18 protein-coding genes are annotated in these 24,852 nt (G+C 62.1%); 11 read left to right on the top strand and 7 right to left on the bottom strand.

All coding sequences use genetic code 11. The features are described from left to right. Positions 1-310 precede the first annotated feature (310 nt). The gene (locus BQ4888_RS13840; protein WP_092057861.1) at positions 311-1,066 is read right to left on the bottom strand and encodes a DUF4197 domain-containing protein; all 756 of its coding nucleotides are present in this window, start codon (positions 1,064-1,066) and stop codon (positions 311-313) included. 150 nt (positions 1,067-1,216) lie between these two features. Here BQ4888_RS13840 and BQ4888_RS13835 point away from each other — a divergent pair, with 150 nt between their 5' ends. The 4 genes from BQ4888_RS13835 (at position 1,217) to BQ4888_RS13820 (ending at position 6,487) form a co-directional block, all read left to right on the top strand. Further along, the gene (locus tag BQ4888_RS13835) at positions 1,217-2,689 is read left to right on the top strand and encodes a cryptochrome/DNA photolyase family protein (protein ID WP_092057860.1); all 1,473 of its coding nucleotides are present in this window, start codon (positions 1,217-1,219) and stop codon (positions 2,687-2,689) included. An 84-nt stretch (positions 2,690-2,773) separates the two neighbouring features. Next, complete coding sequence (locus tag BQ4888_RS13830) at positions 2,774-3,952, top strand: magnesium chelatase ATPase subunit I (RefSeq protein WP_092057859.1); 1,179 nt, start codon at positions 2,774-2,776, stop codon at positions 3,950-3,952. A gap of 95 nt (positions 3,953-4,047) precedes the next feature. Beyond that, positions 4,048-4,770, top strand: a complete 723-nt coding sequence (locus tag BQ4888_RS13825) for a VWA domain-containing protein (protein ID WP_092057858.1) — start codon at positions 4,048-4,050, stop codon at positions 4,768-4,770. A 91-nt stretch (positions 4,771-4,861) separates the two neighbouring features. Continuing rightward, positions 4,862-6,487: a PilT/PilU family type 4a pilus ATPase gene (locus tag BQ4888_RS13820; protein WP_170232878.1), complete on the top strand. Its 1,626-nt coding sequence runs from the start codon at positions 4,862-4,864 to the stop codon at positions 6,485-6,487. 2 nt (positions 6,488-6,489) lie between these two features. Here BQ4888_RS13820 and BQ4888_RS13815 read toward each other — a convergent pair whose 3' ends face one another. The 5 genes from BQ4888_RS13815 to BQ4888_RS13795 form a co-directional block, all read right to left on the bottom strand. Further along, on the bottom strand, positions 6,490-7,152 hold the full coding sequence (locus tag BQ4888_RS13815) for a DUF2959 domain-containing protein (protein WP_240746350.1): 663 nt from the start codon (positions 7,150-7,152) through the stop codon (positions 6,490-6,492). A gap of 57 nt (positions 7,153-7,209) precedes the next feature. After that, complete coding sequence (locus tag BQ4888_RS13810; RefSeq protein ID WP_092057856.1) at positions 7,210-9,729, bottom strand: ATP-binding protein; 2,520 nt, start codon at positions 9,727-9,729, stop codon at positions 7,210-7,212. Between the two features lie 88 nt (positions 9,730-9,817). Beyond that, entirely contained in the window at positions 9,818-11,251 is a 1,434-nt protein-coding gene (locus BQ4888_RS13805; protein WP_092057855.1) for a sigma-54-dependent transcriptional regulator, read from the bottom strand. Continuing rightward, positions 11,244-13,568, bottom strand: coding sequence for a sensor histidine kinase (locus BQ4888_RS13800; protein WP_092057854.1), 2,325 nt, complete (start codon positions 13,566-13,568; stop codon positions 11,244-11,246). The genes BQ4888_RS13805 and BQ4888_RS13800 overlap by 8 nt, the downstream gene beginning before the upstream one ends. A 237-nt stretch (positions 13,569-13,805) precedes the next feature. Next, complete coding sequence (locus BQ4888_RS13795) at positions 13,806-14,372, bottom strand: manganese efflux pump MntP (protein ID WP_092057853.1); 567 nt, start codon at positions 14,370-14,372, stop codon at positions 13,806-13,808. Between the two features lie 193 nt (positions 14,373-14,565). Between BQ4888_RS13795 and BQ4888_RS13790 the strand changes: the two genes are divergently transcribed. The 7 genes from BQ4888_RS13790 (at position 14,566) to BQ4888_RS13760 (ending at position 21,914) form a co-directional block, all read left to right on the top strand. Further along, a complete protein-coding gene (locus BQ4888_RS13790; protein WP_092057852.1) occupies positions 14,566-15,333 on the top strand; it encodes an enoyl-ACP reductase FabI in 768 nt (255 codons plus the stop codon). An 88-nt stretch (positions 15,334-15,421) separates the two neighbouring features. Beyond that, positions 15,422-17,050, top strand: coding sequence for a GTPase HflX (hflX, locus tag BQ4888_RS13785; RefSeq protein WP_092057851.1), 1,629 nt, complete (start codon positions 15,422-15,424; stop codon positions 17,048-17,050). 53 nt (positions 17,051-17,103) lie between these two features. Then, the gene (locus tag BQ4888_RS13780) at positions 17,104-18,762 is read left to right on the top strand and encodes a lytic transglycosylase (RefSeq protein WP_092057850.1); all 1,659 of its coding nucleotides are present in this window, start codon (positions 17,104-17,106) and stop codon (positions 18,760-18,762) included. Beyond that, on the top strand, positions 18,746-19,519 hold the full coding sequence (locus BQ4888_RS13775; protein WP_092057849.1) for a hypothetical protein: 774 nt from the start codon (positions 18,746-18,748) through the stop codon (positions 19,517-19,519). Before BQ4888_RS13780 ends, BQ4888_RS13775 begins: the two co-directional genes overlap by 17 nt. Before the next feature lie 106 nt (positions 19,520-19,625). Further along, positions 19,626-20,351 (top strand): tetratricopeptide repeat protein, encoded by a 726-nt coding sequence (locus BQ4888_RS13770; RefSeq protein ID WP_092057848.1) that lies wholly within the window; start codon positions 19,626-19,628, stop codon positions 20,349-20,351. Between the two features lie 2 nt (positions 20,352-20,353). After that, positions 20,354-21,049, top strand: a complete 696-nt coding sequence (locus BQ4888_RS13765; protein WP_092057847.1) for a Smr/MutS family protein — start codon at positions 20,354-20,356, stop codon at positions 21,047-21,049. A 34-nt stretch (positions 21,050-21,083) separates the two neighbouring features. Continuing rightward, positions 21,084-21,914, top strand: coding sequence for an EFR1 family ferrodoxin (locus BQ4888_RS13760; RefSeq protein WP_092057846.1), 831 nt, complete (start codon positions 21,084-21,086; stop codon positions 21,912-21,914). A gap of 72 nt (positions 21,915-21,986) precedes the next feature. Here the strand turns inward: BQ4888_RS13760 and BQ4888_RS13755 are convergent, their stop codons facing one another. Further along, positions 21,987-24,521: an Rne/Rng family ribonuclease gene (locus tag BQ4888_RS13755; protein ID WP_092057845.1), complete on the bottom strand. Its 2,535-nt coding sequence runs from the start codon at positions 24,519-24,521 to the stop codon at positions 21,987-21,989. Positions 24,522-24,852 lie beyond the last annotated feature (331 nt).

Raw genomic sequence — 24,852 nt, 5'->3', positions numbered from 1 at the left:
TTAGATGTTTAGTCTTTTGATAGTGTTTAACCAAGCTGATTTTACGAATGATTTTTCTTGATAATAACTAACGTTGTTCTGTTTTTGTTGATGATAAACCATCGCGCCACCGCGAGAGCGCGGCCGGCCACTTCCCTCTGAGGAAAGGAGATCGACCATGATGACATTTTTGATCGTGATCGGCGTAATCGCCGGAGTGACCGTGGGCATCCAGATGCTGCTCTACAAAACCTCTTCCGCCTCCCGCTGACCCCCTCCCCAAGATTTCCGATACAAAAAAATCCCCGCTGCCAGGCGGGGATTTTTGTTTTCAAGGTCTTTTTTCCGCGGGCTTGAGCATCTCCGGCAGATCCAGTTCGGTGCGGTCCAGGTCGTCGCGGATCCGTTCCTCTTCAACGCCGATAGCCTTGAACAAGCCGTTGATCGTCTGCTGGGTGACATAGTCGGCAAGATCGACTTGGGGTTCGTCGAAGGTCGGCGGTGCGGCCGGGTCAGGATCCCGCACTTGCCGTTGGGCATGGAGGGTGGCGAGAAGTTGCCCGTACTGGGCGAGTCCGCTGTTTTTGGCCAGGGTCTCCATGACCACCGGGGTCAGGGTTTCCTTGAGTTTGTTTTCGGTCTGTTCTTTCAGATAGTCGGTAGCGGCGGTCTTCCCCGCGTCGAGCAGGCCCCGCGCCCGAATGGCGTCGATCTGGTCAAGGGCGGCAAGCAGGACGGGTACGGCGCCGGGGACGGCGGTTTCCGCCGCGCGGTTCATAACGAGGAGCAGGGGATTGACATCGGGCCTGGCCTGGATGTCGCGGATCAGGCCGAGGGCGAGGTTCACCGGCGGCGGCAGCAGGATGCGAACCAGCGGGTTGTCGAGGTAGCCGCCGGGGCGGGCCAGTTCGTTCGCCACCAGGTGAATCCCCTGGCCCAGGCCTTTGACCAGTTGCCCGGCGAGACTGTTGCGGAATTTTTCTTCAGCAAAGTGGGAGATCCCCGATTTCATCTGATCGAGGGGGTGGCCGCCGGCGCAGGAGGTAAGCAGCGACAGGGCGAGGAAGCAGGCGACAAGGGCACGCATGGATTTAAGACTCCGACAGGCAAGGGAAGGGGCTGGTTGACGGCCGGGATTCTAGCAGGACTAACGGCAAAAGGGGAGGGGATTTACGTGGACAGAAAAGGGGACGATGGGCGATAAAGAAGAAAGTCATTTCCCTGTGCAGGAGGGCCCATGCCCGTTTCGTCCGAACGCTGCCGTCCCTCGAATGCGTGCCCGATCCGCGATGACGGCGACTTCGTCCTTTACTGGATGACCGCCTTTCGTCGTCCTTTTTACAATTTCGCTCTGCAACGGGCGGTAGAGCGGTCGCTGGCATTGGGCAAGCCGCTGGTTGTTCTCGAAGGGCTGCGCTGCGACTATCCCTTCGCCAGTGACCGCCTGCATCGCTTCGTGCTCGATGGCATGACCGACCATATGCGACATTTCGCCGCTTATCCAGTGCTTTACCATCCCTATGTTGAAGTGGGTTCGCAAGCAGGCAAAGGCCTGCTCGAAGCCCTGGCCGCGCGCGCCTGTCTCATTGTCGCCGACGACTATCCGGCCTTTTTCCTGCCGCGCATGATCGCGGCCGCCGCCGACCGCGTCCCGGTTCTGCTGGAGGCGGTCGATGCCAACGGCATTCTTCCCCTGCGCGTCGCCGACCGCGCCTTTCCCACCGCCTACGCCTTTCGCCGCTTTCTGCAGAAAACCCTGCCCGGTCATCTCCTCGACGTTCCCCTCGCCGATCCGTTGGCGGGGGTGAGTCTTCCCGAACTGAAATCCTTGCCGGAGCGCATCACGACCCGTTGGCCCCATGCCGATGAAGCCTTGCTATCGGGAAGCCCGGAGGCTCTGAAGCGTCTGCCCATCGACCATGAGGTTCCACCGGCACCGATCCGGGGCGGCTTCGTGGCGGCCCGGGAAACGTTGGCACGCTTTCTTGATGAACGACTCCCCTTTTATGACGAACGCCGGAGTGAGCCGGAAGGGGAATTCACCAGCGGGCTCTCCCCCTATCTGCACTTCGGCCAGATCGGCAGCCACGAGATCCTCGGCGCGATTTTCGCCCGCGAAGGCTGGTCCCCCGGTCGGCTTTCGCCGGAAAGCCGGGGCAAGCGCAGCGGCTGGTGGGGATTGAGCGCGGCGGCCGAGGCCTTTGTCGATCAGCTGGTGACCTGGCGGGAGCTGAGTTTCAACGGTTGCGCCCTGGGCGAACTGAACGATCCCTGGCGGGCCCTGCCCGATTGGGCAAGACAAACCCTGGCCAGGCATCGCGACGATTTTCGCCCCTATCGCTACGATTTGCAGGATTTCGCCGCGGCGCGCACCCACGACCCGCTGTGGAACGCGGCCCAGCGCCAGTTGCGGCTTGAGGGGCGGATGCACAACTATCTGCGCATGCTCTGGGGCAAAAAGATTCTCGAATGGAGCGCGGGCCCCGAGGCGGCGCTGGCGATCATGCTGGAACTCAACGACCGCTACGCCCTGGACGGCCGCGATCCCAATTCCTTGAGCGGCATCGGCTGGTGCCTGGGACTCTATGATCGAGCCTGGGGGCCGGAGCGGCCGATCTTCGGCACGGTGCGCTACATGAGTTCGGAAAACACCGCCCGCAAGTTCCCGGTGAAAGGCTATCTGGCCCGCTACGACGCCCCGGAATCCTGAGGGAAGGCTTGCCTTGTCCCCCCGGGCTCTGCTATTTTTAATCGAAATGCCTGCAAACCTCCAAATTTGTTGAAGGATTCCTCCATGCCCACGATCTTCTATCCCTTCTCTGCGATCCTCGGCCAGGATGCCATGAAGACCGCGCTGCTCATTAACGCCGTCGATCCGAGCATCGGCGGGGTTTTGATCCGCGGCCAGAAGGGGACCGGCAAGTCGACGGCGGCCCGGGCACTGGCGGCGCTGCTGCCGGAGATCGAGGTGGTGGACGGCTGCCCCTGTCATTGCGACCCGGACGATTCCGCGACCTCCCATGCCGAATGCGCCGAGCGCATGGCCCGGGGGGAGTCTCTGCCCCGCCTGCGCCGGCCGATGCCGGTGGTTAATCTCCCCCTGTCGGCGACCGAGGACCGGGTGGTCGGCTCCCTGCATCTGGAGCAGGCGTTGAAGACCGGCGAGCGCCGTTTCGAGCCGGGCCTGCTCGCCGCCGCCAACCGGGGGATCCTTTATGTGGACGAGGTCAATCTTCTCGCCGACCATCTCGTCGATCTGCTCCTCGATGCCGCCGCCTCGGGGATCAACCTGGTTGAACGGGAAGGGCTGCGTTATCAGCATCCGGCCCGCTTCATGCTCGTCGGCACCATGAATCCCGAAGAGGGGGAGTTGCGTCCCCAGTTTCTCGACCGTTTCGGCCTCTGCGTCGGCGCCCAGGGGCTGGAAGACACGGCCGCCCGTCGCGAGATCGTCGCCCGGCGCCTCGCTTTTGAAGCCGATGCCGCCGCTTTTCATCGGCGCTGGGAGCCCGAAGAGCGCCTGCTCGCCGACCAGGTCGTCCTGGCCCGTGAGCGCTTGTCCGCCGTCGCCGTGCCCGAGGCGATGCTCGATCTGGTCGTGCGCCTGGCGATCGAGGTCGGTGCCCAGGGGCATCGGGCCGATCTGGCCATCATCAAAGGGGCGCGGGCGCTGGCGGCGCTCCTTGAAAAGACGGCGGTGACGGCGACGGAGGTGGCCGAAGCGGCGCGGCTGGCACTCCCCCACCGCATGGCCCGTTCGCCCCTCGATAGCGACGCCAATCTCGATGAGCGTCTGGACGGGGTCATCGGTCGCCTGATCGCCGGTGAGGAGCCCCCCGGCACGGCCGAGACGGAAGCTGAAGTCCCTGAAGTTCTGGACGAAATGACCGATTCCATGGAAGTCCCCGGATCGATGGCGGCAGGTAGCATCCTTTTCGCCTTCCTGAAAAAAAAAGCCCGGAAACCTACATAGAGGCCGATGATCGCATCGATCTGGGCGATCTCGAACTCAGTCCGCGCCGTCTGCCTCCCCGGCTGCGGCGGCGGGGGCAGGAAGCGGCCGGGCCGGTGACGGCGGTGCGGCCGGCGCGCTCCGGCGAACGGGGATTCGAAGTGGCGCTGGAAGCGAGCCTGCGGGCGGCGGCCCGACGGGGCGCGGGCCCCGGGCAAATCCTTGGCGCCGATCTGCACAAGAAAATCCGCCGCCGCTGGCGCTATCCGCTGATCGTCTTTCTCGTCGATGCCTCCGAATCGATGGGGGAGGGGGCGGTGGCGCGCATGGCGGCGGCCAAGGGGGCGGTGCTGGCCCTTTTGCGCGCGGCCTATGTCGAGCGCTGCCGGGTGGCGCTGGTCGCTTTTCACGGGGAGCGTTCCGAGGTGCTGCTGCCGCCGACCCGCAGTATCGCCCTGGCGCGGGAGCGCTTGCGGCGCCTGCCGGTCGGCGGCGCCACGCCCCTGGCTGACGGTCTCTGGAGCGCCTGGCGGCTCATTCGCCGTGAGCGGGCCCGCTATCCCGGGGCGCGCCCCTTGCTCGTGGTTATTTCCGACGGCGAAGCGAATGTCCCCCTGGAGGCGGGGCGCAAGGTCATGGAGGAAGTGCTCGATATCGCCGCGCGCATGAGTGGCGAGGGAATCCCTGCCCTGGTCATCGACAGCCGTTCGCCCGATCCCCGCCAGCAGGAGATGGCTCGGTTGGCTCGGGCCTTCGGCGGCGAGGTTCGTCATCTGGAACGGCCACGGTCGAGCCAGGTGCTGGAACTATTGCGGGAGAAGGGCTTGCCGCAGACCTGATGGCCCGAGGGCAAAAGGCACCGAGAGCGGGGGGGACAGCTCCCCCGGTAATTGCGGATTGAGCGCCGGCCGTACCGGCAAGGAGATGGACATGACCCAGGAAAACAAAAGTCGGCGCACCCTGCGCTTGGGGGAACTGCTGCTGGTGCATCGTTTCGTGACCCCGGAACAGCTGGAAAACGCCCGGCGTCAGCAGGGCTTCGAAGGGCACAAGCTCGGCTCGACCTTGGTCGAACTGGGTTATCTGAGTGTCGATGAACTGGTCAAGGCCCTGGCCATGCAATCCGGGGTCGAAGGGCTCAATCTGGAGCGGATCGATCTCCAGTCCGCCCTGCTCGCTCTGCTGCCCTTGGAGACGATGAAAAAGCATCAGGTGATTCCGGTGGCCGCCAAGGATCGCAAAATCGCTATGGCCATGGCCAATCCGGGAGATATCCAGACCCTCGGCGAGCTGCAATTCATCCTCGGCCAGTCGATTCGACCGTTGGTGGTGCCTTCTTTCCAGATGAGTGCCGCCCTCGGGCTGATCGAGAACCTCGGTGAGCGGCCGGGACGGACGATCCCCGGTGCCGAGATCGCCCGGGCCTGCGTCGCCAAACCGAAGGAGACGGTCCTTCCCGACGTGCGCGATCTTTTCGGCAAGATGGTGGTCAACCACGCTTCCGATCTGTTGCTGGTCGCCGGCGTGGCGCCGAGCCTCAAACTCAACAACGAGCTGGTGCGTCTGCCGTTGCCGGTGCTGACGCCCCAGGCGGTGCATGATTACGCCCGGGGGATGATGACCGATTTCCAGTGGGACCAGTTTCTTCAGACCCAGGAGGCGGACTTCGCCTATTCCCTCCCCGAGTGGGGACGCTTCCGGGTCAACGCCTACCGCCAGCGCAAGACTATTTCCCTGGCGATCAGGCATATCGTCGAAGAGATTCCCAGCCTGGCAACTCTCGGTCTGCCCCAGTCCTTCGAGAATTTCGCCCTGAGAACCCAGGGACTGATCCTCATCACCGGCCCCACCGGCCACGGCAAGACGACGACCTTGGCGGCACTGCTCGACATCATCAATGCCCGGCAGAAGAAGAACATCGTCACCATCGAAGACCCCATCGAATACCTGCACACCCACAAATCGAGCAACGTCAACCAGCGGGAGGTCGGGGTTGACACCGAGTCTTTTCAGGAGGGGCTGCGGCGGATATTCCGCGAGGCGCCGGACGTCATCGTCATCGGCGAGATGCGCGACGCTGAAAGCTTTTCCATTGCCCTGCAGGCGGCGGACAGCGGCCATCTGGTGATCAGCTGCATGCACGCCAACAACGCGGTGATGGCGGTCAACCGCATCATCGACGTCTTCCCGCCGGAGCAGCAGCATCAGGTGCGCATCCAGCTGGCGGACAACTTCGTCTGCATTCTCAATCAGCGGCTGGTGGCGAGCAAGGACGGTAAGGGGCGGGTGCTGGCTTTCGAGAAACTGGAGAACACCCCGCGCACCAAAAATCTGATCAAGGAGCGCAAGGAAAACCAGATCCGCAGTCTGATGCAGCAGAGTATGGATGAGTTCTGTTCACTGGATGTGAGTCTGGCGCAGTTGGTGCGGGAACAGAAGGTGGCGGTAGAGGCGGCGATGCAATACTGCCAGGATCCCCACTTCTTCAATGACCTGGTGCAGCGCGGGGGCGCCCTGCCCAAACCGACAGGAGGGCGCCCGGGACGGGAAGGGTAGGACTATTCGCGGGCCATGGCGTCAAGAAAACTATCGGCTTCGCGGATGGAGGATTCCATGTCGCGGATCAGGGCGCCGATGTCTGTTTCAACGGTGGCCAGTTCGTCGCGCAGGGCGGCGATGGCCTGGGCGTTGAGGTTGTGTTTGAGATAGAGAACCTGATCGTTGAAAGCGGTCAGAACCGGTGGGATCTTGCTTTCCGCCTTCTTCATGGCGGCGATCAGGCGACTGTAATGCTGCCGGGTTTCATCGAACTTACGCTGGCTCGACTGACGCAGGCCGGCGTTGCTGTACTGGCCGATTTCGTTCTTCCACTCGGCGAAGAGAGCTTCGGCCACATCTTCGACGGCGGCGATGCGGTTGCGCACCGCTTCGGCCCGGGCCTTGCTGTTTTCGTATTCGCTGTTGAGTTTCTGGTATTTGTCCTCCAACGACCCGCCTTTGAACCCGGTCAGTTCGGTGAATTTCTGTAACGCCGTCTGGAACTGTTCCTTCGCCTCCTGCTGCGAGGTTCGCGCCTCCTCGACCCGGCTGACGAGAATATCCCGCTTGTGGTAGCCGATCTTTTCCATCGCCGAAAAATAGGCGGTCTGACACCCCGTCAGCAGCAGAAAGAACCCCATCCCCCAAGCCGTCCAGGCTTTTCTACTCATCATTCGTTCCATTGCAGCTCTCCTTCATAAAAAATGAAAGCCCGACTTTACCGGATATCCCGGGGTCGATCAAGCAAAGATCGTCTCCGGTTCAGCCAGGGGCAACTGGAAGATCATTCGGGTGCCCTGACCCGGGGCGCTTTCCACGCGAATCTCCCCCCCGTGTGCCTCAATGATGTTCTTGACCAAAGGCAGTCCCAGTCCCAATCCGGGTTTGCCGGTGGAAGAGGCGTCCACCCGGTAGAATTTTTCAAAGACGCGCTCCGTTTCTTCGGGGGATATCCCCATCCCCTGATCCTCGACGGTGACTTGGACGGTGCCGGTGTGGGTTTCGCAGGCGACGCGGACCAGACTTTCCGGCTTCGAGAATTTGACGGCGTTGCCGAGGAGGTTTTCCATCACCTGGGTCAGACGCAAGGGGTCGGCGAGAAGTTCGACGGGATGGTCCGGAAGGGATGACTCGAAGCGGTGATTGGGGCAGGTCAGTTGGAAATCGCCAAGCACCCGGGTCAGCACCGCGCGGAGATCGCAGTGCTCTTTTTCCAGGTGGACCAGCTTCCCCGTGTCGACCCGACCGAGATCGAGCAGATCGTCGATGAGGCGTTGCAGGGTCCAGGCCTTTTCCACAATGATCTCCAGGTATTCCCGGTGCTTCGGGTCCAGCCCCGTTTCCCGTTCGAGCAGTTCGGAAAAGCCGAGGACCACCGTCAAGGGGGTGCGCAGCTCGTGGGCGGCGGTGGAGATGAACTCGCTCTTCATGCGATCGAGTTCCCGTTCGCGGCTGACGTCGTGGAGCAACGTGATGACGCCGTCGGCCAACCCTTCGCGGCTTTTCACCAGGGTGGAACTGACCTGGAAGGTCCGGCCCTTGCCCGTGGAATCGGCGGCGAATTCACATTCGTTCTGGGCGGTCTGATGGTGATATTCGAGGAGCAGGCCGAGGTGTTCGTCCAGAGCGGGATTGCCCACCAGTTCGCTGAGCCGGCATCCCCGTGCCTGGGTCTGGGCGAGGCCCAGAAAACTCTCCGCCGAGGTGCTCAGCAGCACGATGCGCCCATCCATATCGGTAAAGATCAGCGCGTCCGCTACCGAACGCAGGATCAGTTCGAGGCGGTCTTTGGTTTCCTGGGTTTCGCTCAGGGCTTCTTTCAGGGCCTCTTCGGCGAGACGCCGGGCGCTGATGTCGGTGATCAGCCCTTCGATGTAGAGAAGTTGCCCGTTCTCATCCCAGATGCCGCGGCCGTGATCCGATCCCCAGCGCCAGCTACCGTCAGTATGGCGCAGGGGGTAGACGAGCTGAAAAGGGCGCTTATCCCGCAGGCAGATTTCGATTTCGGATCGCACCGCTTCTCGCTCCGGCTCGGTGATCAGAGCGTTCAATCCGGGGGCGGAGGATTCCAGCAGATCCCGATAATTGAGCCCGGTCAGTTCCAGGCAGCCTTCGCTGGCAAAGAGTAGCGACCGGGCTCCATCGGCCTGGCAGCGGTAAGCCATGCCCGGCAGGTTGCTGAGCAACGTTGAGAGGCGCTGCTGGCGTTCCCGTATCGCTTCCGACATGCTTTGCAGATTGCCCGCCAGTTCCTGGAATTCCTCGATATCGGCGCCGGGCCAAGCGGGCAGAAGCTGATTGGCGGCGAGGCCGCGGGCGTGTTCCGTGAGTTTTTCGAAGATCCGGGCCGAGCGCCGGCTCATGTAGAAGGCGATCGCCACGGCAAAGGCCAGGGCACCGGCGAGGCTTGCCAGGGTAATTCGCAGCGAGGTCCAGACGCTCTGGTAGACCTGAGCCACTGGTTGCGCCACCAGCACATGCCAGTCGAGAGCCTGGATCTGAGTCAAGCTGCCGATCATGGCGCGCCCTTCGAAATTGAACTCACCATGTCCGTGTCGAGATGAAGTCAGCGCGTTTTCGACCAGGGGAATGTCAGAGAGATCGAGTTGTCGTGCGGTGTAGCGGCCGTCCTGGTCGGCGGCGACCCGGCCCTGATCGTCGATGATAAAAATCACTTGTTCGGGGTCGAGGGCGATTCGTTTCAAGAATTGGGTGGTGCGGCTGAGGTCGACTTCACCGATCACCATGGTCTTTTCGCCGGGGAGGGCAAAGGCGACCGCGAGTTTTCCCGAAAGGGGGGAGACGAAGGTGTCGGACCAGCAGGCATGGCCGCGGCTGTTGGCATCCCGGACCAGGGGAGCGGTGGAGAGATCGAGACTGCTCAATTTGCGCTGTTTTGCCGGATCATCGTCGCGCAGCCCCGTCGCCAGAATCTTTCCTTGCGGATCGGCGATGTACAGGGCCTGAAGGGACTCGGGAATGACCAGATGCGCCTCCAGCACATGCTGCAGATCGGGCCAGCCGTCATGTTTTCCCAGGATCAGCTCAATCGTCCCTTCGGCGTGGTGCATGGGGAAGTTGAGATAGTCGTCGACCTGGGCGGCGACGGAGCGGCCGAGCTCGGTCTGGCGGGCGAGGATTTCCCGGTCGATCTGGGGGAAGAGCCAGGCGATGACCAAAATCGCGGCAATGAGGAAGGGGAGAACCGCCACCAGGGTCGATTGCAGGAACAGAATGCGGCGCAGGGGGCGGGTGGGCATGGCAACTCCGGTTGTGGGCGTGAGCTTAAAGTATCGCGGAAAACCGGGGAATCACAACCGTCGTGGGCCAATGCCACGCCGTTTGTTCTTAGGATTCTTCCGGAACCTGCAGCTTTTTCAGCCGTTTGCTCAGACCCTGGCGGGTGATGCCGAGAAAGCTCGCGGCCAGGGTCTGGTTACCTTTCGCCCGACGCATGGCTTCGGTGACCACCAGTTCCCCCAGTTCATCCAGGGTCGGTAGTCGGTTGGGGAAGGCAACCCCGGTCTCTTCTTCCGGTGCAGTTGATTCGGGCTGAGGCGGGGCGTCGGTCTGACCGAAGCCGATGGCCTGCTTGAAGTAGTCGAAAGAGAGTTTGTGGGATTTGTGCAGGCTCAGGGCGTTGAAGACCATCGCCCGCAGTTCCCGCACGTTGCCGGGGAAAGCGTAGGTCGAAAGGAGCTCGGCGAGGCCATGGGGGACGGCCGGCTTCTTCTTGTTCAGAGTGCGCGCCGCCTCATCGAAAAAGGCGTCGAGCAGCACCGGCAGATCCTCGAGGCGCTCGCGCAGGGAAGGGATGTGCACATGGTGGGCTTTCAGCCGGTAGTAGAGATCCCGGCGGAAAGCCCCTTTGTTCTGCAGCGCTTCCAGGTCGACGTTGGTAGCCAGCACGAAGGACGCGCGGGCCTTGCAGGGAACGTCGCTGCCGAGATGAAAGTATTCCCCCTCTTGCAGCAGGCGCAGCAGCTTGACCTGAGAAACGAGGCTGAGATCGCCGATTTCATCGAGAAAGAGGGTGCCGCCGGTGGCCTCTTCGATCATCCCCCGGCGTTCCCGGTCGGCGCCGGTGAAGGCGCCCCGGGTATGGCCGAAGAGGGTATCGGAAAAATGGTTGTCGTCGAGGCCGGCGACGTTGACCGCGACCCAGGGAGCCTGGGGACGGGCGAGCTGGTGGATGGCCTTGGCGATGAGTTCTTTGCCGACGCCGCTCTCCCCGGTGATCAAGATCGGTTCACTGCTCGTCGCCACCGCCTCGATGTATTGGAAGAGTGACTGCATTTTGCGGCTGGTGGTATGGATGGTGGCAAAGATTTCGGGGTGTTCCAGTTCGCCGTCAAGGACCTGTTTCTTCAGGCGGCGGTTCTCCTGCCGCAGGGAGCGGGCGGCCATCGCCCGCTGGATACCGCCGATGAGGCGTTCTTTTTCCTCGGTTTTGACGTAATAGTCGACGGCGCCGAGCTGCATGCAGCGCACGGCGGTCTCCAGCTGGTTGAGGCCGCTGAGGATGATGACCGGAATCTCAGGATACTCCTGGCCGATCATCTGCAGCAGATCCTCGCCGGAAAGATAGGGCATGGTCAGGTCGAGGAGGACCATCCCGATATCCTGCTCAGAAAGAATCTCCATGACCTTGCGGCTTTCGGAGCAACGGATCAGGTTGTTGATGCCGAGAGCGCCGCGCAGGGTCAGGGCCAATGAGCGCAGCCAGGCCTCTTCATCGTCGACCAGAAGGATCGGCAATTCGGGGTAAAGGGCTTCAGTCATGACTCTCTCCTTCGCTCAAGGCCGGCAGGGACAGAATGGCCGTGGTGCCGACCCCCGGGGTGCTCTGGAATTCCAGGGTGCCGCGATGTTCCGCGACGATACGCGCGGCGACGGAAAGCCCCAGGCCGGTGCCGCCGTGCTCGCGCTTGGTGGTGAAGAAAGGTTCGCTGATGTGGGGCAGATCCCGGATCGCGATCCCCACCCCCTGATCGCGCACCACTAATTGTAAACGATTGCCGCTTTCATCGAAACGGGTTTCGACGCGAATCCCCTGCTCCCGCCCCGGCAAGGCCTGGCAGGCGTTCATGATGAGATTCACCGCCACCTGTTCGATGCGCTGAAAGCTGCCGATGAAATAGGGTAGGGGCTCGGCGCAGACGAGCTCAAAATGATCCGTCGCCTTTTTGATCGGATTTTTGATCAGACGCACGGCGGTGCGCGCCACCTCGTTCAGATCGACTCGAGCTTTGAGGTCCGTGCCGTCCTGGCGGACAAAATCCTTGAGGTCATCGACGATGCGCCGGATGCGCTGGGCCCCCTCGACCATCTCGTTGAGCAGTTGGGGGATTTCAGTTTGCATTTCCGAGTAATTGAGCCCGCCCAAGGGAAAATCCCCCTGAGTCTGGTAGTGAGCTTGGAGGATCGGTTCCGCCGCTTGCCAACTGCTGCGCACCAGGTCGCTGTTGAACAGAATCAGCCCGTTGGGATTGTTGATTTCGTGGGCGACGCCGGCGGCCAGTTCCCCCAGGGAGGCGAGCCGGCTGTTGCGCAGCGCCTCTTCCCGCAGCCGGGTTTTTTCCGTGATGTCGGTGGCGTGCATGATGACGTTGAGGATCTCGCCGGTGCCGTCAAGAATGGGAAAAGCTTTCACTTCGAGGATCTGCCCGTCGAGGGTGGTGATGGTCGCTTCCTCGTTCCGGCCGCTGGCGAAGGCCTGAATCGCCGGGCAGTTTTTGCAGAGCTCGGCGCGGTTGTAGAGCATTTTGCAGCAGTATTCCCCCGGCACCGAGCCGAGCATGCGGTTGAAATAGCTCCCGGTCCCCTGGTTGGACCAGATCACCTTCATGTCCTTGGAGATCAGGGTCAGGCCGTCGGGAATCCCTTCGAGAATGATCTGGAACTGCTGGGAAAGCTGCTTGTAGTTCTGTTCGCTCTCCCGCAGGCGCGCTTCGGCCTTTTTGCGTTTGAGGGTGTTGCTGGTCAAAAGGAGCGTCACCGTCAACGAGCCGCCCAGAACCGCAATGAGAATCCCGGCCTGCTGATGGGTCAGGCGGTAGAAACTCAAGGGCTGGTTGATCAGGCGATGCCCCTCCGGCAAAACCTCCAGGGGCAGGCGGAAGGCGTTGAGGCGCTGGTAGTCAAAGGCCGGAGGGGATAGGGACGGCATTTGCGGTGGCAGATCGCTCACGACCTCCCCGTGGAGGATGCGCAGCGCCAACTCCGCCGCCAGATGCCCCTGCTGGCGGGCGTTGACGACCGGACCGCCGATACTTCCCCGGCCGAGCAGCGCCTCCTGATGGCTGAAGAGAGGGACCGGGCAGGCTTCGCGAAAGAGCTTTTCCTGTTCCGGAAGCAGGAGCGGTTGTCCCTGCCCATCGGCGATCAGGCCATTGACAATCACCACATGCCCCGGTTGCAGCTGGCGCAGACGCGTCTCCAGTTCCGCAGCGGGGAGATCGTCCCAGTAGGTGAAATAGGTTCGGACGGAAAATTCCTTGGCGGCTTCCTGCAGCGCCTCCCGATCGAGACGGCCGGAAATATCCCGGGTGCTGCCGATGACGATGAATTCCCGGGTGCGGGGATTGAGCTCCAGGGCCTGGCGCAACAACCCGCGATAATCGGGCTGTTCGAGGATGCCGGTGAGCATCGGAAGCGATCTGTTCAACTCCTCGGTCGACTCGGGGACGCCGCAGAAGACGACCGGCGTATCGGAAAAAAGCGCCTGACGATGTTCCAGAACGAAATTCAGGGCCTCGTTATCCGAGACCATGACCAGATCGAAAAAACGTTTTTCCAACTTGTAGTGGAGGATGGCGTCGAGGACGTGGGCGAAATACTCCGGGTCCGGATGACGCATGGTGTCGAGATATTCCACATGGTAGTGGATGGTTTCGGGAGGCTGGTCGAGGATTTCCTGCATGCCGGCCATGACCCCGTCGGTCCAGGGGAGGCCCGGATGGTAGGAGTGGAGGATCAACATCTCCTTGCGTCGATCCGTCTCCGGTTGCGCCGCAACCTCCCCGGGAAAGGCGAAAAGGAAGAGAGCCGGCAGCAGCAGGAGAAGGATCAACGGATGTCGTGGAAATCCGATGGGCATGGAATCCTTATGAGAAACGGTCGATCAGGCAGGTCTTTGGGCCGAAATAGGCGCGGCAAAATCGTCGCTGTCAACCTGGATTAAGCAACAAATATTCCGAAAAGCGCGATATGCCGAATATTGGAGTTAATCAGGGACCAAAGGGACTCTCCGTGCCGACCGGCATTCGGCGGATTCTCCATTTCTCCGGTAAATTCCGTTTTTTCCCCAACCCAATTATCGCCAAATGCCGGAAAGCTATTGTCCCAGGGTATGTTCGAGAAGGATCTTCAGGCCAATGGCGCAGAGGACGAGGCCGCCGAGGACTTCGACCCGTTTTCCCCACATCCGGCCGATGCGGCCGCCCAGGAGCATGCCGGCGACGGTCAGGGCGCCGCAGACCAGACCGATGACGGCGGCGGGCAGCCAGACGTCGACCCCGAGCATCCCCAGGGAGAGCCCCACCGCCAGGGCATCGATGCTGGTGGCGACGGAGAGCATGACCAAGGTCAGGCCGCGGGTCGGGTCGCTCGCCTCGGCCTCTTCATCCTCTTTCTCGAAGGCTTCGCGGATCATCTTGATGCCGACGAAGGCGAGCAGGCCAAAGGCGATCCAGTGGTCGTAGTCGGCAATCCAGCGCTGCACACTGATCCCCGCCAGCCAGCCGATGACCGGCATCATGCCCTGAAAGAGGCCGAAGTGAAAGCCGAAGCGGAAGAGATGGCGGCCGGTGATGCGCTCCAGGGTTACTCCGGCGGCCAGAGAGACGGCGAAGGCGTCCATGGCCAGGGCCAGGGCGATGCCGAAAATGGTGGTCAGGGTCATGGGGAATTCCTCCGGAACAAAAGGACGGCGGAATTGTCTTCTCTCCCTTTTGCTTTGTCAACGGCGAATCGGGTGAATGATTAATCCTCTCTCAGCTGGGCTGGCGCGGGCGGTCAAAGTGCTTGCTTTATCGAACATGATCTGTTAAAGAATTGCCTTCAAACGAGGTCGATCACGAAGGAGAATGCAGACAATGGGTTTGATGGAAGGCAAGCGCGGCATCGTCTTTGGTGTGGCGAACGAAATGAGCATCGCCTGGGGAATCGCACAGCAGCTCAGGGCGCAAGGCGCTACCCTGGCTTTTACTTATTTGAATGAAGCGCTGGAAAAACGGGTTCGCCCCCTGGCGGAAAGCCTTGGCGCCACCCTGGTTCTCCCCTGTGACGTTGGCAGCGACGCCGAGATCGAGTCGGTCTTCGAAACCCTGCGCAAGGAGTGGGGCACCGTCGATTTCGTCGTGCATGCTGTCGCCTTCGCCAATCGTGAAGATCTCAAACACGGCTTCAGCCAGACCAGCCGCGCCGGTTTTCAGCTGGCCCTCGATATCAGTGCCTATTCCCTGGTCGCCGTCACCCGCTGTGCCATTCCGCTCATGCCCGAGGGCGGGAGCATTGTCACCCTGACCTATCTCGGCTCCGTCCGCACCATTCCCAATTACAACGTCATGGGTGTGGCCAAGGCCGCGCTTGAAGCTTCGGTCCGTTACCTGGCGGTGGAACTGGGCGAGAAAAAGATCCGCGTCAACGCCATCTCCGCCGGCCCGATCAAGACTCTGGCCGCCTCCGGCATCGCCAACTTCCGTGAAAAGCTCAAACTCATGGATGACCGCGCCCCCCTCAAGCGCTGCGTGACCCAGGAAGAAGTGGGCAAGTCCAGCGTCTATCTCCTCTCCGATCTCTCCAGCGGGGTGACCGGCGAAATCCACTACGTCGACGCCGGATTCAGCGTTACCGGCGCATGACCCCCCTTTTTGAAATTCTTCGAGCAAGGGGCCGGAAAGGCCCCTTTTTCGTTGAAGCCCTTCTGCCCTTGCCCATACGAGGCGAGCGGTGATTCACGGCAATATCTCCGGCCTCAAGGCCGGGCAGATCCAGGCTCTGGAGCGCATCCAACGGCGGCGCATTCCCGTCGACCAGGTGATCTCCGTCGAGCTCGCCCGTTATCTGACCGAGCGCGCCTTCGACCTGCGCCGCCAGGTCGGGGTGATCATCGATCGCCAGGGGGAGATCCAACACGTCATCGTTGGCGATGACCGCGAAATCGTCATTCCCGACCTCTCCGGCTACGGCCTTGGTCGCGGCGGCCTGCGTGGTCTGCGCTGCATTCATACCCACCTCAAAGGCGAACCCCTCTCCCAGGATGACCTCACCGACCTGGCGCTGTTGCGCCTCGATCTCATGGTCGCGCTGGCGGTGGGCCAAGACGGTCTCCCCGGCCGGGTCGATTATGCCCATCTGCTGCCGCCGGTGACCGGCGGCGAGACTGTCGAGGTGGAGAGCGTTCCGTCGATCCACGATCTCGACCTCGATTTCGCCGCCTTCACCCGCGCCCTCGAAGGGGAACTGGAACGCAAGGTCGACGACACCATCGATCTCTCCGACGGTCGCGAGCGGGCGATTCTCATCTCCGTCAGCCTGGCGCCGCGCCAAGAGACGGAGGATTCCCTCGACGAACTGGCCGAACTCGCCCGCACCGCTGACGTGGTGGTCCTCGACCGGGTGGTGCAGCGTCCCCGCCAGCTCAACCCCAAGTACCTGATGGGGGAGGGGAAGGTCAAGGAGGTCATTATCCGCGCCCTGCAGCAGCGGGCGACGGTGCTGATTTTCGATCAGGATCTGTCGCCGGTGCAGGTGCGATCCATCTCGGCCATCACCGAAATCAAGGTTATCGACCGCAGCCAGCTGATTCTCGACATCTTCGCCCGCCGCGCCCATACCCTGGACGGCAAGGTGCAGGTGGAGCTGGCCCAGCTCAAATACATCATGCCCCGGCTGATCGGCCGGGGGACCGCCATGTCCCGGCTGATGGGGGGGATCGGCGGGCGCGGTCCCGGCGAGACCAAGCTGGAGATCGACCGACGGCGCATTCGCGAGCGCATTGCCCGCCTCGAAAAACAGCTCGCCAACCTCGCCCGGGGGCGCTTGCAACGCCGTCAGCGCCGCATCCGCGCCGAGGTGCCCATCATTTCCATCGTCGGCTACACCAACGCCGGCAAGTCGACCCTGCTCAACGCCCTCACCCAAAGCAAAGTCTTTACCGAAGATCTGCTCTTCGCCACCCTCGACACCTCCACCCGCCGGCTGCGTTTTCCCATGGAACGGGAAGTCATCATCACCGACACCGTCGGTTTTATCCGTAAACTCCCGAAAAGCCTGCTCGGTGCCTTCAAAGCCACCTTGGAGGAACTGGAGGACGCCGATCTGTTGCTGCATGTCGTCGACCTTTCCAACCCCCGCTTCGAGGATCATATCCAGGCGGTGGAGCGGATTCTCGGCGAACTCGAACTGGACCGCATTCCCCGGCTGCTGGTCTTCAACAAGACCGATCAGGTGCCGCCGGAGGAAGTCGCTCCCCTGTGCCGGCGTTTCGACGCCGTGCCGGTCAGCGCCCTGGACCGCCGCACTTTCGACGGCCTGCTCGCCGAATTGCAGCGACGTTTCTGGCCTGACGACGATTGAAGAAGCGCGCCGCCGGTTTCGGCCGGGAGCGCGCCCTTCGAGGAGAACCACCGATGAAATTTGTCCTGCTGTTTTTGTTCCTTGTGATGTTGGCCGGCTGTCTGCCGGGGACGCAAAATCCGCAAACGGCCTTACCCCCCCCGGCGACGGAGGAGTCCGCCGCCGCCAAGAGCGAGCTGATTCAGCCGCCGCGCAAGGTGCCCGGACGCCCCAATTATTCGGTCCTGGCCGAACCTCGCCCTTCCCGACCGCAGGAACCTTCTCCCGATGAGGTTGGGGATGTCCTCGAACATCTGCATCTGGCCGACGACGCTCCCCCCCGGGCGGGGCACGAAGGGCTGACCCTGCTCAAGGATGAACTGATTTTCGATTTTCCCCTGGTCGATAACGAGCAGGTGCGTTCCTATATCGACTATTACACCGGGGAAGGGCGGGAGGTCTTCGCCCGTCTCTTGCACCGGGCCGAACGCTACATCCCCTTCATGCGCCGAATTTTCCAAGAGGAAGGCCTGCCCCAGGATCTGACCTATCTCGCCCTGGTCGAGTCGGGATTCAATCCCCACGCCTACAGCCATGCCCATGCCGCCGGTCCCTGGCAGTTCATTCAAAGCACCGCCGAGATTTACGGTCTGAACAATGACGAATGGCGGGATGAACGGCGCGATTTCGAGAAATCGACCCGGGCCGCGGCCCGTTTTCTCAGTGAGCTTTACGACCGTTTCGACGGCGACTGGTATCTGGCCGTGGCCGCCTATAACGCCGGCGGCGGTCGGATTTCCCGGGCCATGGACGAAAACGGTGCCGAGGATTTCTGGGAACTCTGCGACAACTCTTCCCTGCGGGACGAAACGAGAAACTATGTTCCCAAGTTGTTGGCGGTGTTGACTATCGTCCGCGATCCCGCCGCCTACGGTTTCACCGATCTTCCTGCAGCCGAGCCTTTCACCTATGACGTCGTGCGTCTTCCCGAAGCGACCGATCTCGAGCTGGCGGCGCAACTCTGCGAGATTTCTACCGAGGAACTGCGGGCGTTAAACCCGGAACTCAAGCGTTGGTGTACGCCGCCCCATGCGAAGGATTACGAGTTGCGCATCCCTGCCGGGAGCAAATCCCGCTTCGAGAAACTCTATGCCCAGATTCCATCCGATCGCCGGGCCAATTATCACCGCCACCAGGTTGCCAAGGGGGATACGCTTTCCACCATCGCCCGTCGCTACAATTTGCGGCAAGGTGATCTGATCGCCCTCAATAAGCTGAAAAATCCCCGAATCCTCCCCCTGGGATCGGTTCTTCTTCTGCCGCTGCATCCAGGCATGCCGGGGACGGCCGAAGCCCAAAGGAAGTCAACGCCGACGGCCAGTAAAACCTACAAGATACGCAAGGGGGATACCCTGTGGGCGATTTCCCGGCGTTTCGGCACCGGCGAGAAAGAACTGCGGGCCTGGAACGGTTTGACCGCCAAAAGTACCCTGCGTCCCGGCCAGATTCTCAAGGTGGCCAAGGTCAAGGCCGCCGGGAAAAAGACGGCCGCCGTCAAGGGGGAGCGCAAGATCGTCTACCGGGTCAAATCGGGGGATACCCTGTCGGCCATTGGCCGCAAATTTGCGGTTTCGGCGGAGCGGATTCAGAGCTGGAACCGGTTGGCGAAGAATCACATCCTGCGCCCGGGCGACAAGCTGACCCTTTTGGTGCGCGATGGCAATCGCAGCTGATCCCGAGCGGGCATTTTTTCTTCCCCGTCCCGAGGAACCGCTCCCCGAGGGCTATGCCCGGATCTACTTCGGCGCCGAGTTCTGTCCCTGGCTGCTCCCCACGCCCGAAGCCGCCGAGCGGGCCTGCCGCGCCGCCCATAGTGACGGCCGCACCTTCACTTTAGTCACCCCGGTTTTGATCGAGCCGGTGCTGCCGCGCCTGCGATCGCTACTGGTGGCGGCGGCGCGCTGGCTGCAGGCCGGGGATGAACTGCTCATCTCCGACTGGGGCGCCCTGGAACCTGCCCGCTCCCTGATCCCCGACATCCCGATCATCCTTGGTCGCGCCCTCTCCGGTCAGAAGCGCGGGCCACGCATCCTCGATCTGGAACTGACCGCCGAGCAGCGCGCCTATTTCCGCCAAAGCCGCTGGCACGGCCGCGAGAGCGCCGCGCTGCTGGCGGAGTTGGGCATCCACCGGGTCGAACTGGATAACCTTCTGCAAGGCCTGGCGCCGCTGCCGCCCGGCCTTCGCGCCTCCCTGCATCATCCCTACGCCATGGTCACCAGCGGCCGTCATTGCCCCTTTCGCGAGGAGCCCGGCGGAGCGGATTGCCCCGCCCCCTGCGGCGAGGTCTTTACCCTGAGCTGCGACGAAACGGCGATCCCCCTGCTGCAAGGGGGGAACACCCAGTTTCTCCGTCACGATTCCCTCCCTGCCGACCTCGCCGCCCTCGGCATCGACCGGCTGGTGTGCCATCCCCGCCTGCCGCGTTGAAGGCCGCAGCGCGCGGGATATCCCTTTGACTTTTGTGGGGCGGATTGCTACACTCCGCAGGCTTTGACAGCGCAAGCCAACGCTTCCCGAAAGGACCCTCCGAAGAATGCTTAATCTCGCCCTTTCCCTGCTCGCTTCCGTCCTGGTGCATCTGGGACTGACTCTGTTTGCCGGCGTCGAACCCTGGATCGCCGCCGCCGCCTCGATCGTGACCTTTTTCCTCCTCTATTTCCTGATGACCCGCTTCATTATGAAGAAGATCGGCATCCTGATGGAGGGCGCCCAGCGTGATCTGCAGGCCGGGCGTGCGGAAAAGGCGGTCAAGGCCCTGCAAGGCGGTTTCAAGTACGCCAAGTGGCAGTTCTACATCAAGGGGCAGCTCAATGCCCAGATCGGCACCATCCTCTATCTCAAACGGGACTTCAACGAGGCTTTCGACTACCTGCAAAAGGGCTTTGTCCGCCATTGGGTCGCTATGGGCATGCTCGGCATCTGCTACATGAAGCGTAACAAGCCCGAAAAGATGCGGGATACCTTCGAAAAGGCGACCGCCGCCAGCCGCAAAGAACCGATGATCTGGAACCTCTACGCCTACTGTCTGGAAAAGATCGGCCAGAAGGACAGGGCCATCGCGGTCATGGAAAAGGGGATCAAGAAGGTCGGTGGCAACGACACCCTGCAGGAAAACCTTGATCTGCTCAAGGCGGGCAAGAAGATGAAGATGCAGGAATTCGGCGATCTCTGGTACCAGTTTCACCTGGAAAGCCAGGGCACCCTCATCAAGCAGCAGACCAAGGCCATGCAGGGGCGGCGCAAAATTCAGAGGCGTTAGGCGTGAAAGAGAAAAAAGACCGCAAACCGGAAAAAACGACGCAAATGCGCAATAACCCCTTCAAGGATTTGAAGGGGTTTTGCGTTTCCGCTCCGGAGCCATCCCCTCCGGCGAAAGCTGCCCCTTCACCGCGCTCCGTCGCGCCGGAGGAACCGGTCGCCTTCACCGAAGAAATGGCGCGGATCGGGGTCCGTAAGCTGAAAGCCCAGGAGCGCGAAACGCCCCGGCCAACCATGCCCCCGGTCGAAGACCCGCCCTCGGCGCCGGTCGGCGACGCCGACCTTTTCGTCGCCGCCCTTGGTCAACTCGATGCGGTTTTCAGCGACCAGTTTCCCGAGGAGGACGAAGCCGTCCCCACCGTCACGCCGCGCCGTATGAAACTCCTCGCCCGGGGTAAGCTGATGCCCGAGGCAACCCTCGACCTGCACGGCTTGAGCCGGGAAGAGGCTCTGGAACGAGTGGGCCATTTTCTCGACAACGCTGCTTATCACGGGCGCAAGACGCTCCTGATCGTCACCGGCAAAGGACTGCGTTCCGAGAGCGAACCGGTGCTGCGCGCCGCCATCGAAGGCTATCTGGCCGGCGAGGGGCGCGCCCGCGTTGCCGAGTGGGGCAGGGCGCCGCGCCAGTTCGGCGGCGACGGGGCGCTGGCGGTTTTTCTCAAGAGCGCCGAGAAAAACCTGCCCCCTCGCGACTAGCGCTGATCAAGAGATCTCAAGGAAAGGGAAGATCATGACCATCACACATCGAATCGTCTATTTTTCCCCGGCGGGAACCACCCGGCAAGTCGCTGAGGCGATTGGGGATTTTCTGCGGGATCGGGGCCAATCGGTGAGCCTGCTCGATCTGGCACGGCGGCAAAACCCGGCCGCGTCGTTCGTCTCGGACGCGCAACCCTTCTGCCTGTGGCTCGGTAGTCCCGTCTATTGCGACCATGCCGTGCCGCTGGTGGAAGATTTCGTCCGTTCCCTGCCCGCTACCAGCGGTTTCGCGGTCCCCTTCGTCACCTGGGGGGCGGTGACCAGCGGCCTCGCCCTTCCCGAGATGGCGGCGTGCCTTACGGAACCGGGCTTTGCCGTTCTCGGCGCCGCCAAAGTGCTGGCCGAGCATTCCTCCCTGTGGCAGTCCTTCCAGCCCCTGGCGGCCGGACGGCCCAACGCCGGGGATCTGAACCGGATAGAGGCGTTGGTAGAGAGCGTGTTGACCAAGATCGCGCGCGGCCGGACGGAAATCCTGCCTGCGGAGCGGCTCGACTATCTTCCCCCCGCGCTCAAAGCACAATCCGCCGCCAAGAGTCTGGCCGCGATCAAGGCGATGCAGCCGCTGCGCGCGGCGGATAAAAATATCTGCACCCGCTGCGGGGAGTGTGTGCAAATCTGCCCGGTGGAGGCGATCCGTCTCGATCCCTTCCCGGTAATCGACGACTCCTGCATCCTCTGTCAGCAATGTACCCGTCATTGCCCGGTCGGGGCTTATCCCTACGATGGAGCCGCTGTGGAAACCCGCATCCAGACGATGGCAAAGGAGAGTGCCGAAGCCAAGGAGACCGGGATCTTCCTATAGGTTTTTGTTCAGGAAGCTGGTGCCCGTGAATGCAAAAGGCCGGAGCTTGTCGCTCCGGCCTTTTGCCGTGTATCAGGTTGCGTCCTTGGTCGTTTCATCGACCGGGGGCGTTTCCGTCGCCTTCTTACGTGGGGCGCGGCGTGGGGGTTTCGCCTCGGGCTCCCCGATCTCGGGAGCTGTCACCGGGGCTTTTCGGGGGCGCGGCGCCCTTTTGGGTTTGGGTTTTTCTGTTTCCTCCGCAGTCTTGGCTTCATCTTTCGCGACCGCTTCGTCGGTGGCCGGTTCCGCTGCCTTCTTCCGTGGGGCGCGGGGTTTTCGGGCCGGTTTGGCGACGGGCGCTTGCTCTTGGTCGGCCGCTATCGGCGCAGGCCCTGCCGCTGCGGTCTCTTCAGGTTTCGGTCCGGTTTCGGTCCCGACATCCGCGGGGGAAGGGGTTTCCGGGGCAGAAGTGGCCCGCCCGGCCGGTTTGCGGCTCCGACTGCGCGTCGGTCTTTTCTTGGGCGTACTTTCCGTCTCCAGCGCCCCATCCGTCGTTCCGGGTTCCGGCTGCTGGAGCATTTCCGATTGGGCGGCCATCGGTAAAGTGGTCTCGACTTTTTCCTCTGTCGCGTCCGTCGAAATCGGCGGAGCATCGCCGGAATCCGACCCTTCGGTTTCAGACGGGGAAGTCGGGGCCCCAGCCGGTTTCTTGCGACGGCGACGGCGTTTCTTGGCGGGTTTGGCTTCTTCTTGCACGGGTGATTCGGAATTTTGGCCTTCCGCCGCCTCGGCGGAGATTTCCGTCGATTCTTGCGGCTGGTCGGAGGGAACTTCCGGGGGAAGTTCTTCCTCTTCATCCTCATCGTCCGTACCCTCCGCCGTCTCATCGCCAGACGGAGTTTCGGCGGACGTGCCATTCTTTTTCTTGCGCCGGCGCCGCTTACGTTTTTTCTTCGGCGCCTCTTCGCTTCCTTCGGCAACTTCGGTAACTTCCACCTCGCTGTCGGCTTCAGCGACGGCTTCCGTCTCCATCTCCTCGGCGGGCAGATCCTCCACCTCTTCGGTGGTCGGACGTCCGTAATCCTCTGCCGCCGCTCGGGTGAAGAGGGTCGCGTCGACAAATTCCGCCGCCTGCTCTTCCTTTTCCCGTTTGGCAAAGGTCAGCTCGAACTGGCCCGGTTTGAGATCCTTGCAGCCGCGGATGACGATGGCGAGTTTGTGCTGGCGCTCCATGAGCAGCAGCTCCTCGCGCCGGGAGTTGAGCAGGTAGGTGGCGACTTCCATCGGCACATCCCCTTCGGCCAAGCCGATCTGACCCTTGGCGATCCCCGTCTGCAGTTTGCGCATGAAGGCCACCGCTTGGGCCTCGGTGCTCTTGATCCGGCCGCTCCCTTCGCAGTGTGGGCAGGTGAGAAAGGCCCCTTCGGCGAGGGTCGCCTTGATCCGCTGGCGGCTCATCTCCAGCAGGCTGAACTGGCTGCTGATGTGGCCGATGGTGACCCGCGCCTTATCCATTTTGAGCGCCTCTTTGAGGCACTTTTCCACGTCGCGAATGTGTTTCCGATCGCGCATGTCGATAAAGTCGATGACGATCAGACCGCCCAGGTCGCGCAGGCGCAGCTGCCGGCCGACTTCGGCGGCGGCTTCGAGATTGGTCTTGTAGGCGGTGGCTTCGACCCCCTGCTCGGAAGCCATTTTCCCCGAGTTGACGTCGATGGCCACCAGCGCTTCGGTGCTGTCGATGACGATGGAGCCGCCGGAGGGGAGGGGGACTTTGTTCTTGCTGATGGTCTCGATCTGTTCTTCGATCTGGTAGCGGGAGAAGATCGGGCGTTTTTCCTGGTGGAGTTTGACTAGGCGGGCGTATTCGGGCATCACCTGCTGGAAAAAATCCTTGGCCTCCTGGAAAACCTTGGCATCGTCGACCAGCACCTCGTCGATGTCGGCGCTGAAGTAGTCGCGGATCATGCGGATGACCAGGTTCGATTCCTTGTAGACCAGCGCCGGAGCCTTGGAGCGCCGGGCCAGTTCCTGGATATTGTCGTAGACCCGCAACAGGTAGTCGAAGTCGCGCTTGAGTTCTTCCTTGGTCTGGCCGATCCCGGCGGTGCGCACGATGTAGCCCATATTCTCGGGCAAATTCATGGAGGCCATGGAGCTCTTGAGCTTCTTGCGCTGGGATTCTTCCTCGATCTTGCGCGAGACCCCCTTGGTGTCGCTCTCGGGCATCAGCACCATATAGCGGCCGGGGAGGGAGAGGTAGGTGGTCAGGGCCGCCCCCTTGGTGCCGCGCTCTTCTTTGACCACCTGGACGAGGAGTTCCTGGCCCCGTTGCAGGATGTCGTTGATGCGTGGACGTCCCTTACTTTCGGCACCGGCTCCGCTGCGCCGGTAGCAGAGGGGGTGGATCTCCCCCATCTGCAGAAAGCCGAGACGGTCGGCCCCATAATCGACAAAGGCGGCCTGCAGCCCGGTTTCGACCCGGACCACCACCGCCTTGTAGATATTGCCCCGGGTCTGTTCCCGGCCAACGACTTCGATTTCCAATTCGGTCAGGGCGCCGTCTTCGACAATGGCCGCCCGGTGTTCCTCCGAGTGGGAGGCGTTAATCAGCATCTTTTTGCTCATGGAATTCCTTCTGATCCATCCGCGGAGGGATCGCAACAGGGAGTTCAGCAACGACCGGGGTCGCAACCGGGGATACGGAGGATGGCCAGTTTCCGTTTGCTTTTCGCTTGCGGCGAAAAAGGGCGGAACCGACGCTCTCTCCCATAGCCCTCAATAAGGGGTTCGCTATATCCAGAGCATGGCGCTCGATGGAGGCGGTTGTTCGCAGCGGCCGATTCGACATCCGTTCGAGGATGGATGGCTGCCGTAAAATCGTCGCAACTATAACAGAGCCCCGAGATTTTGAACAGAGGGAAACTGTGAAAGGGCAAGCCAGAAAATTCAAGGTTTT

The sequence above is a fragment of the Desulfuromonas acetexigens genome (assembly GCF_900111775.1).
Classification (GTDB): domain Bacteria; phylum Desulfobacterota; class Desulfuromonadia; order Desulfuromonadales; family Trichloromonadaceae; genus Trichloromonas; species Trichloromonas acetexigens.
This window is presented reverse-complemented; position numbering and strand designations above follow the sequence as displayed.

Bases quoted from the DNA above. Each gene is read 5' to 3' on its own strand.
- BQ4888_RS13820 (WP_170232878.1), top strand. From the start codon at position 4,862: ATGACCCAGGAAAACAAAAGTCGGCGCACCCTGCGCTTGGGGGAACTG.
- BQ4888_RS13780 (WP_092057850.1), top strand. From the start codon at position 17,104: ATGAAATTTGTCCTGCTGTTTTTGTTCCTTGTGATGTTGGCCGGCTGT.
- BQ4888_RS13770 (WP_092057848.1), top strand. From the start codon at position 19,626: ATGCTTAATCTCGCCCTTTCCCTGCTCGCTTCCGTCCTGGTGCATCTG.
- BQ4888_RS13840 (WP_092057861.1), bottom strand. From the start codon at position 1,066: ATGCGTGCCCTTGTCGCCTGCTTCCTCGCCCTGTCGCTGCTTACCTCC.
- BQ4888_RS13810 (WP_092057856.1), bottom strand. From the start codon at position 9,729: ATGCCCACCCGCCCCCTGCGCCGCATTCTGTTCCTGCAATCGACCCTG.
- BQ4888_RS13755 (WP_092057845.1), bottom strand. From the start codon at position 24,521: ATGAGCAAAAAGATGCTGATTAACGCCTCCCACTCGGAGGAACACCGG.
- BQ4888_RS13805 (WP_092057855.1), bottom strand. From the start codon at position 11,251: ATGACTGAAGCCCTTTACCCCGAATTGCCGATCCTTCTGGTCGACGAT.
- BQ4888_RS13795 (WP_092057853.1), bottom strand. From the start codon at position 14,372: ATGACCCTGACCACCATTTTCGGCATCGCCCTGGCCCTGGCCATGGAC.
- BQ4888_RS13830 (WP_092057859.1), top strand. From the start codon at position 2,774: ATGCCCACGATCTTCTATCCCTTCTCTGCGATCCTCGGCCAGGATGCC.
- BQ4888_RS13815 (WP_240746350.1), bottom strand. From the start codon at position 7,152: ATGGAACGAATGATGAGTAGAAAAGCCTGGACGGCTTGGGGGATGGGG.
- BQ4888_RS13835 (WP_092057860.1), top strand. From the start codon at position 1,217: ATGCCCGTTTCGTCCGAACGCTGCCGTCCCTCGAATGCGTGCCCGATC.
- BQ4888_RS13760 (WP_092057846.1), top strand. From the start codon at position 21,084: ATGACCATCACACATCGAATCGTCTATTTTTCCCCGGCGGGAACCACC.
- BQ4888_RS13775 (WP_092057849.1), top strand. From the start codon at position 18,746: ATGGCAATCGCAGCTGATCCCGAGCGGGCATTTTTTCTTCCCCGTCCC.
- BQ4888_RS13790 (WP_092057852.1), top strand. From the start codon at position 14,566: ATGGGTTTGATGGAAGGCAAGCGCGGCATCGTCTTTGGTGTGGCGAAC.
- BQ4888_RS13800 (WP_092057854.1), bottom strand. From the start codon at position 13,568: ATGCCCATCGGATTTCCACGACATCCGTTGATCCTTCTCCTGCTGCTG.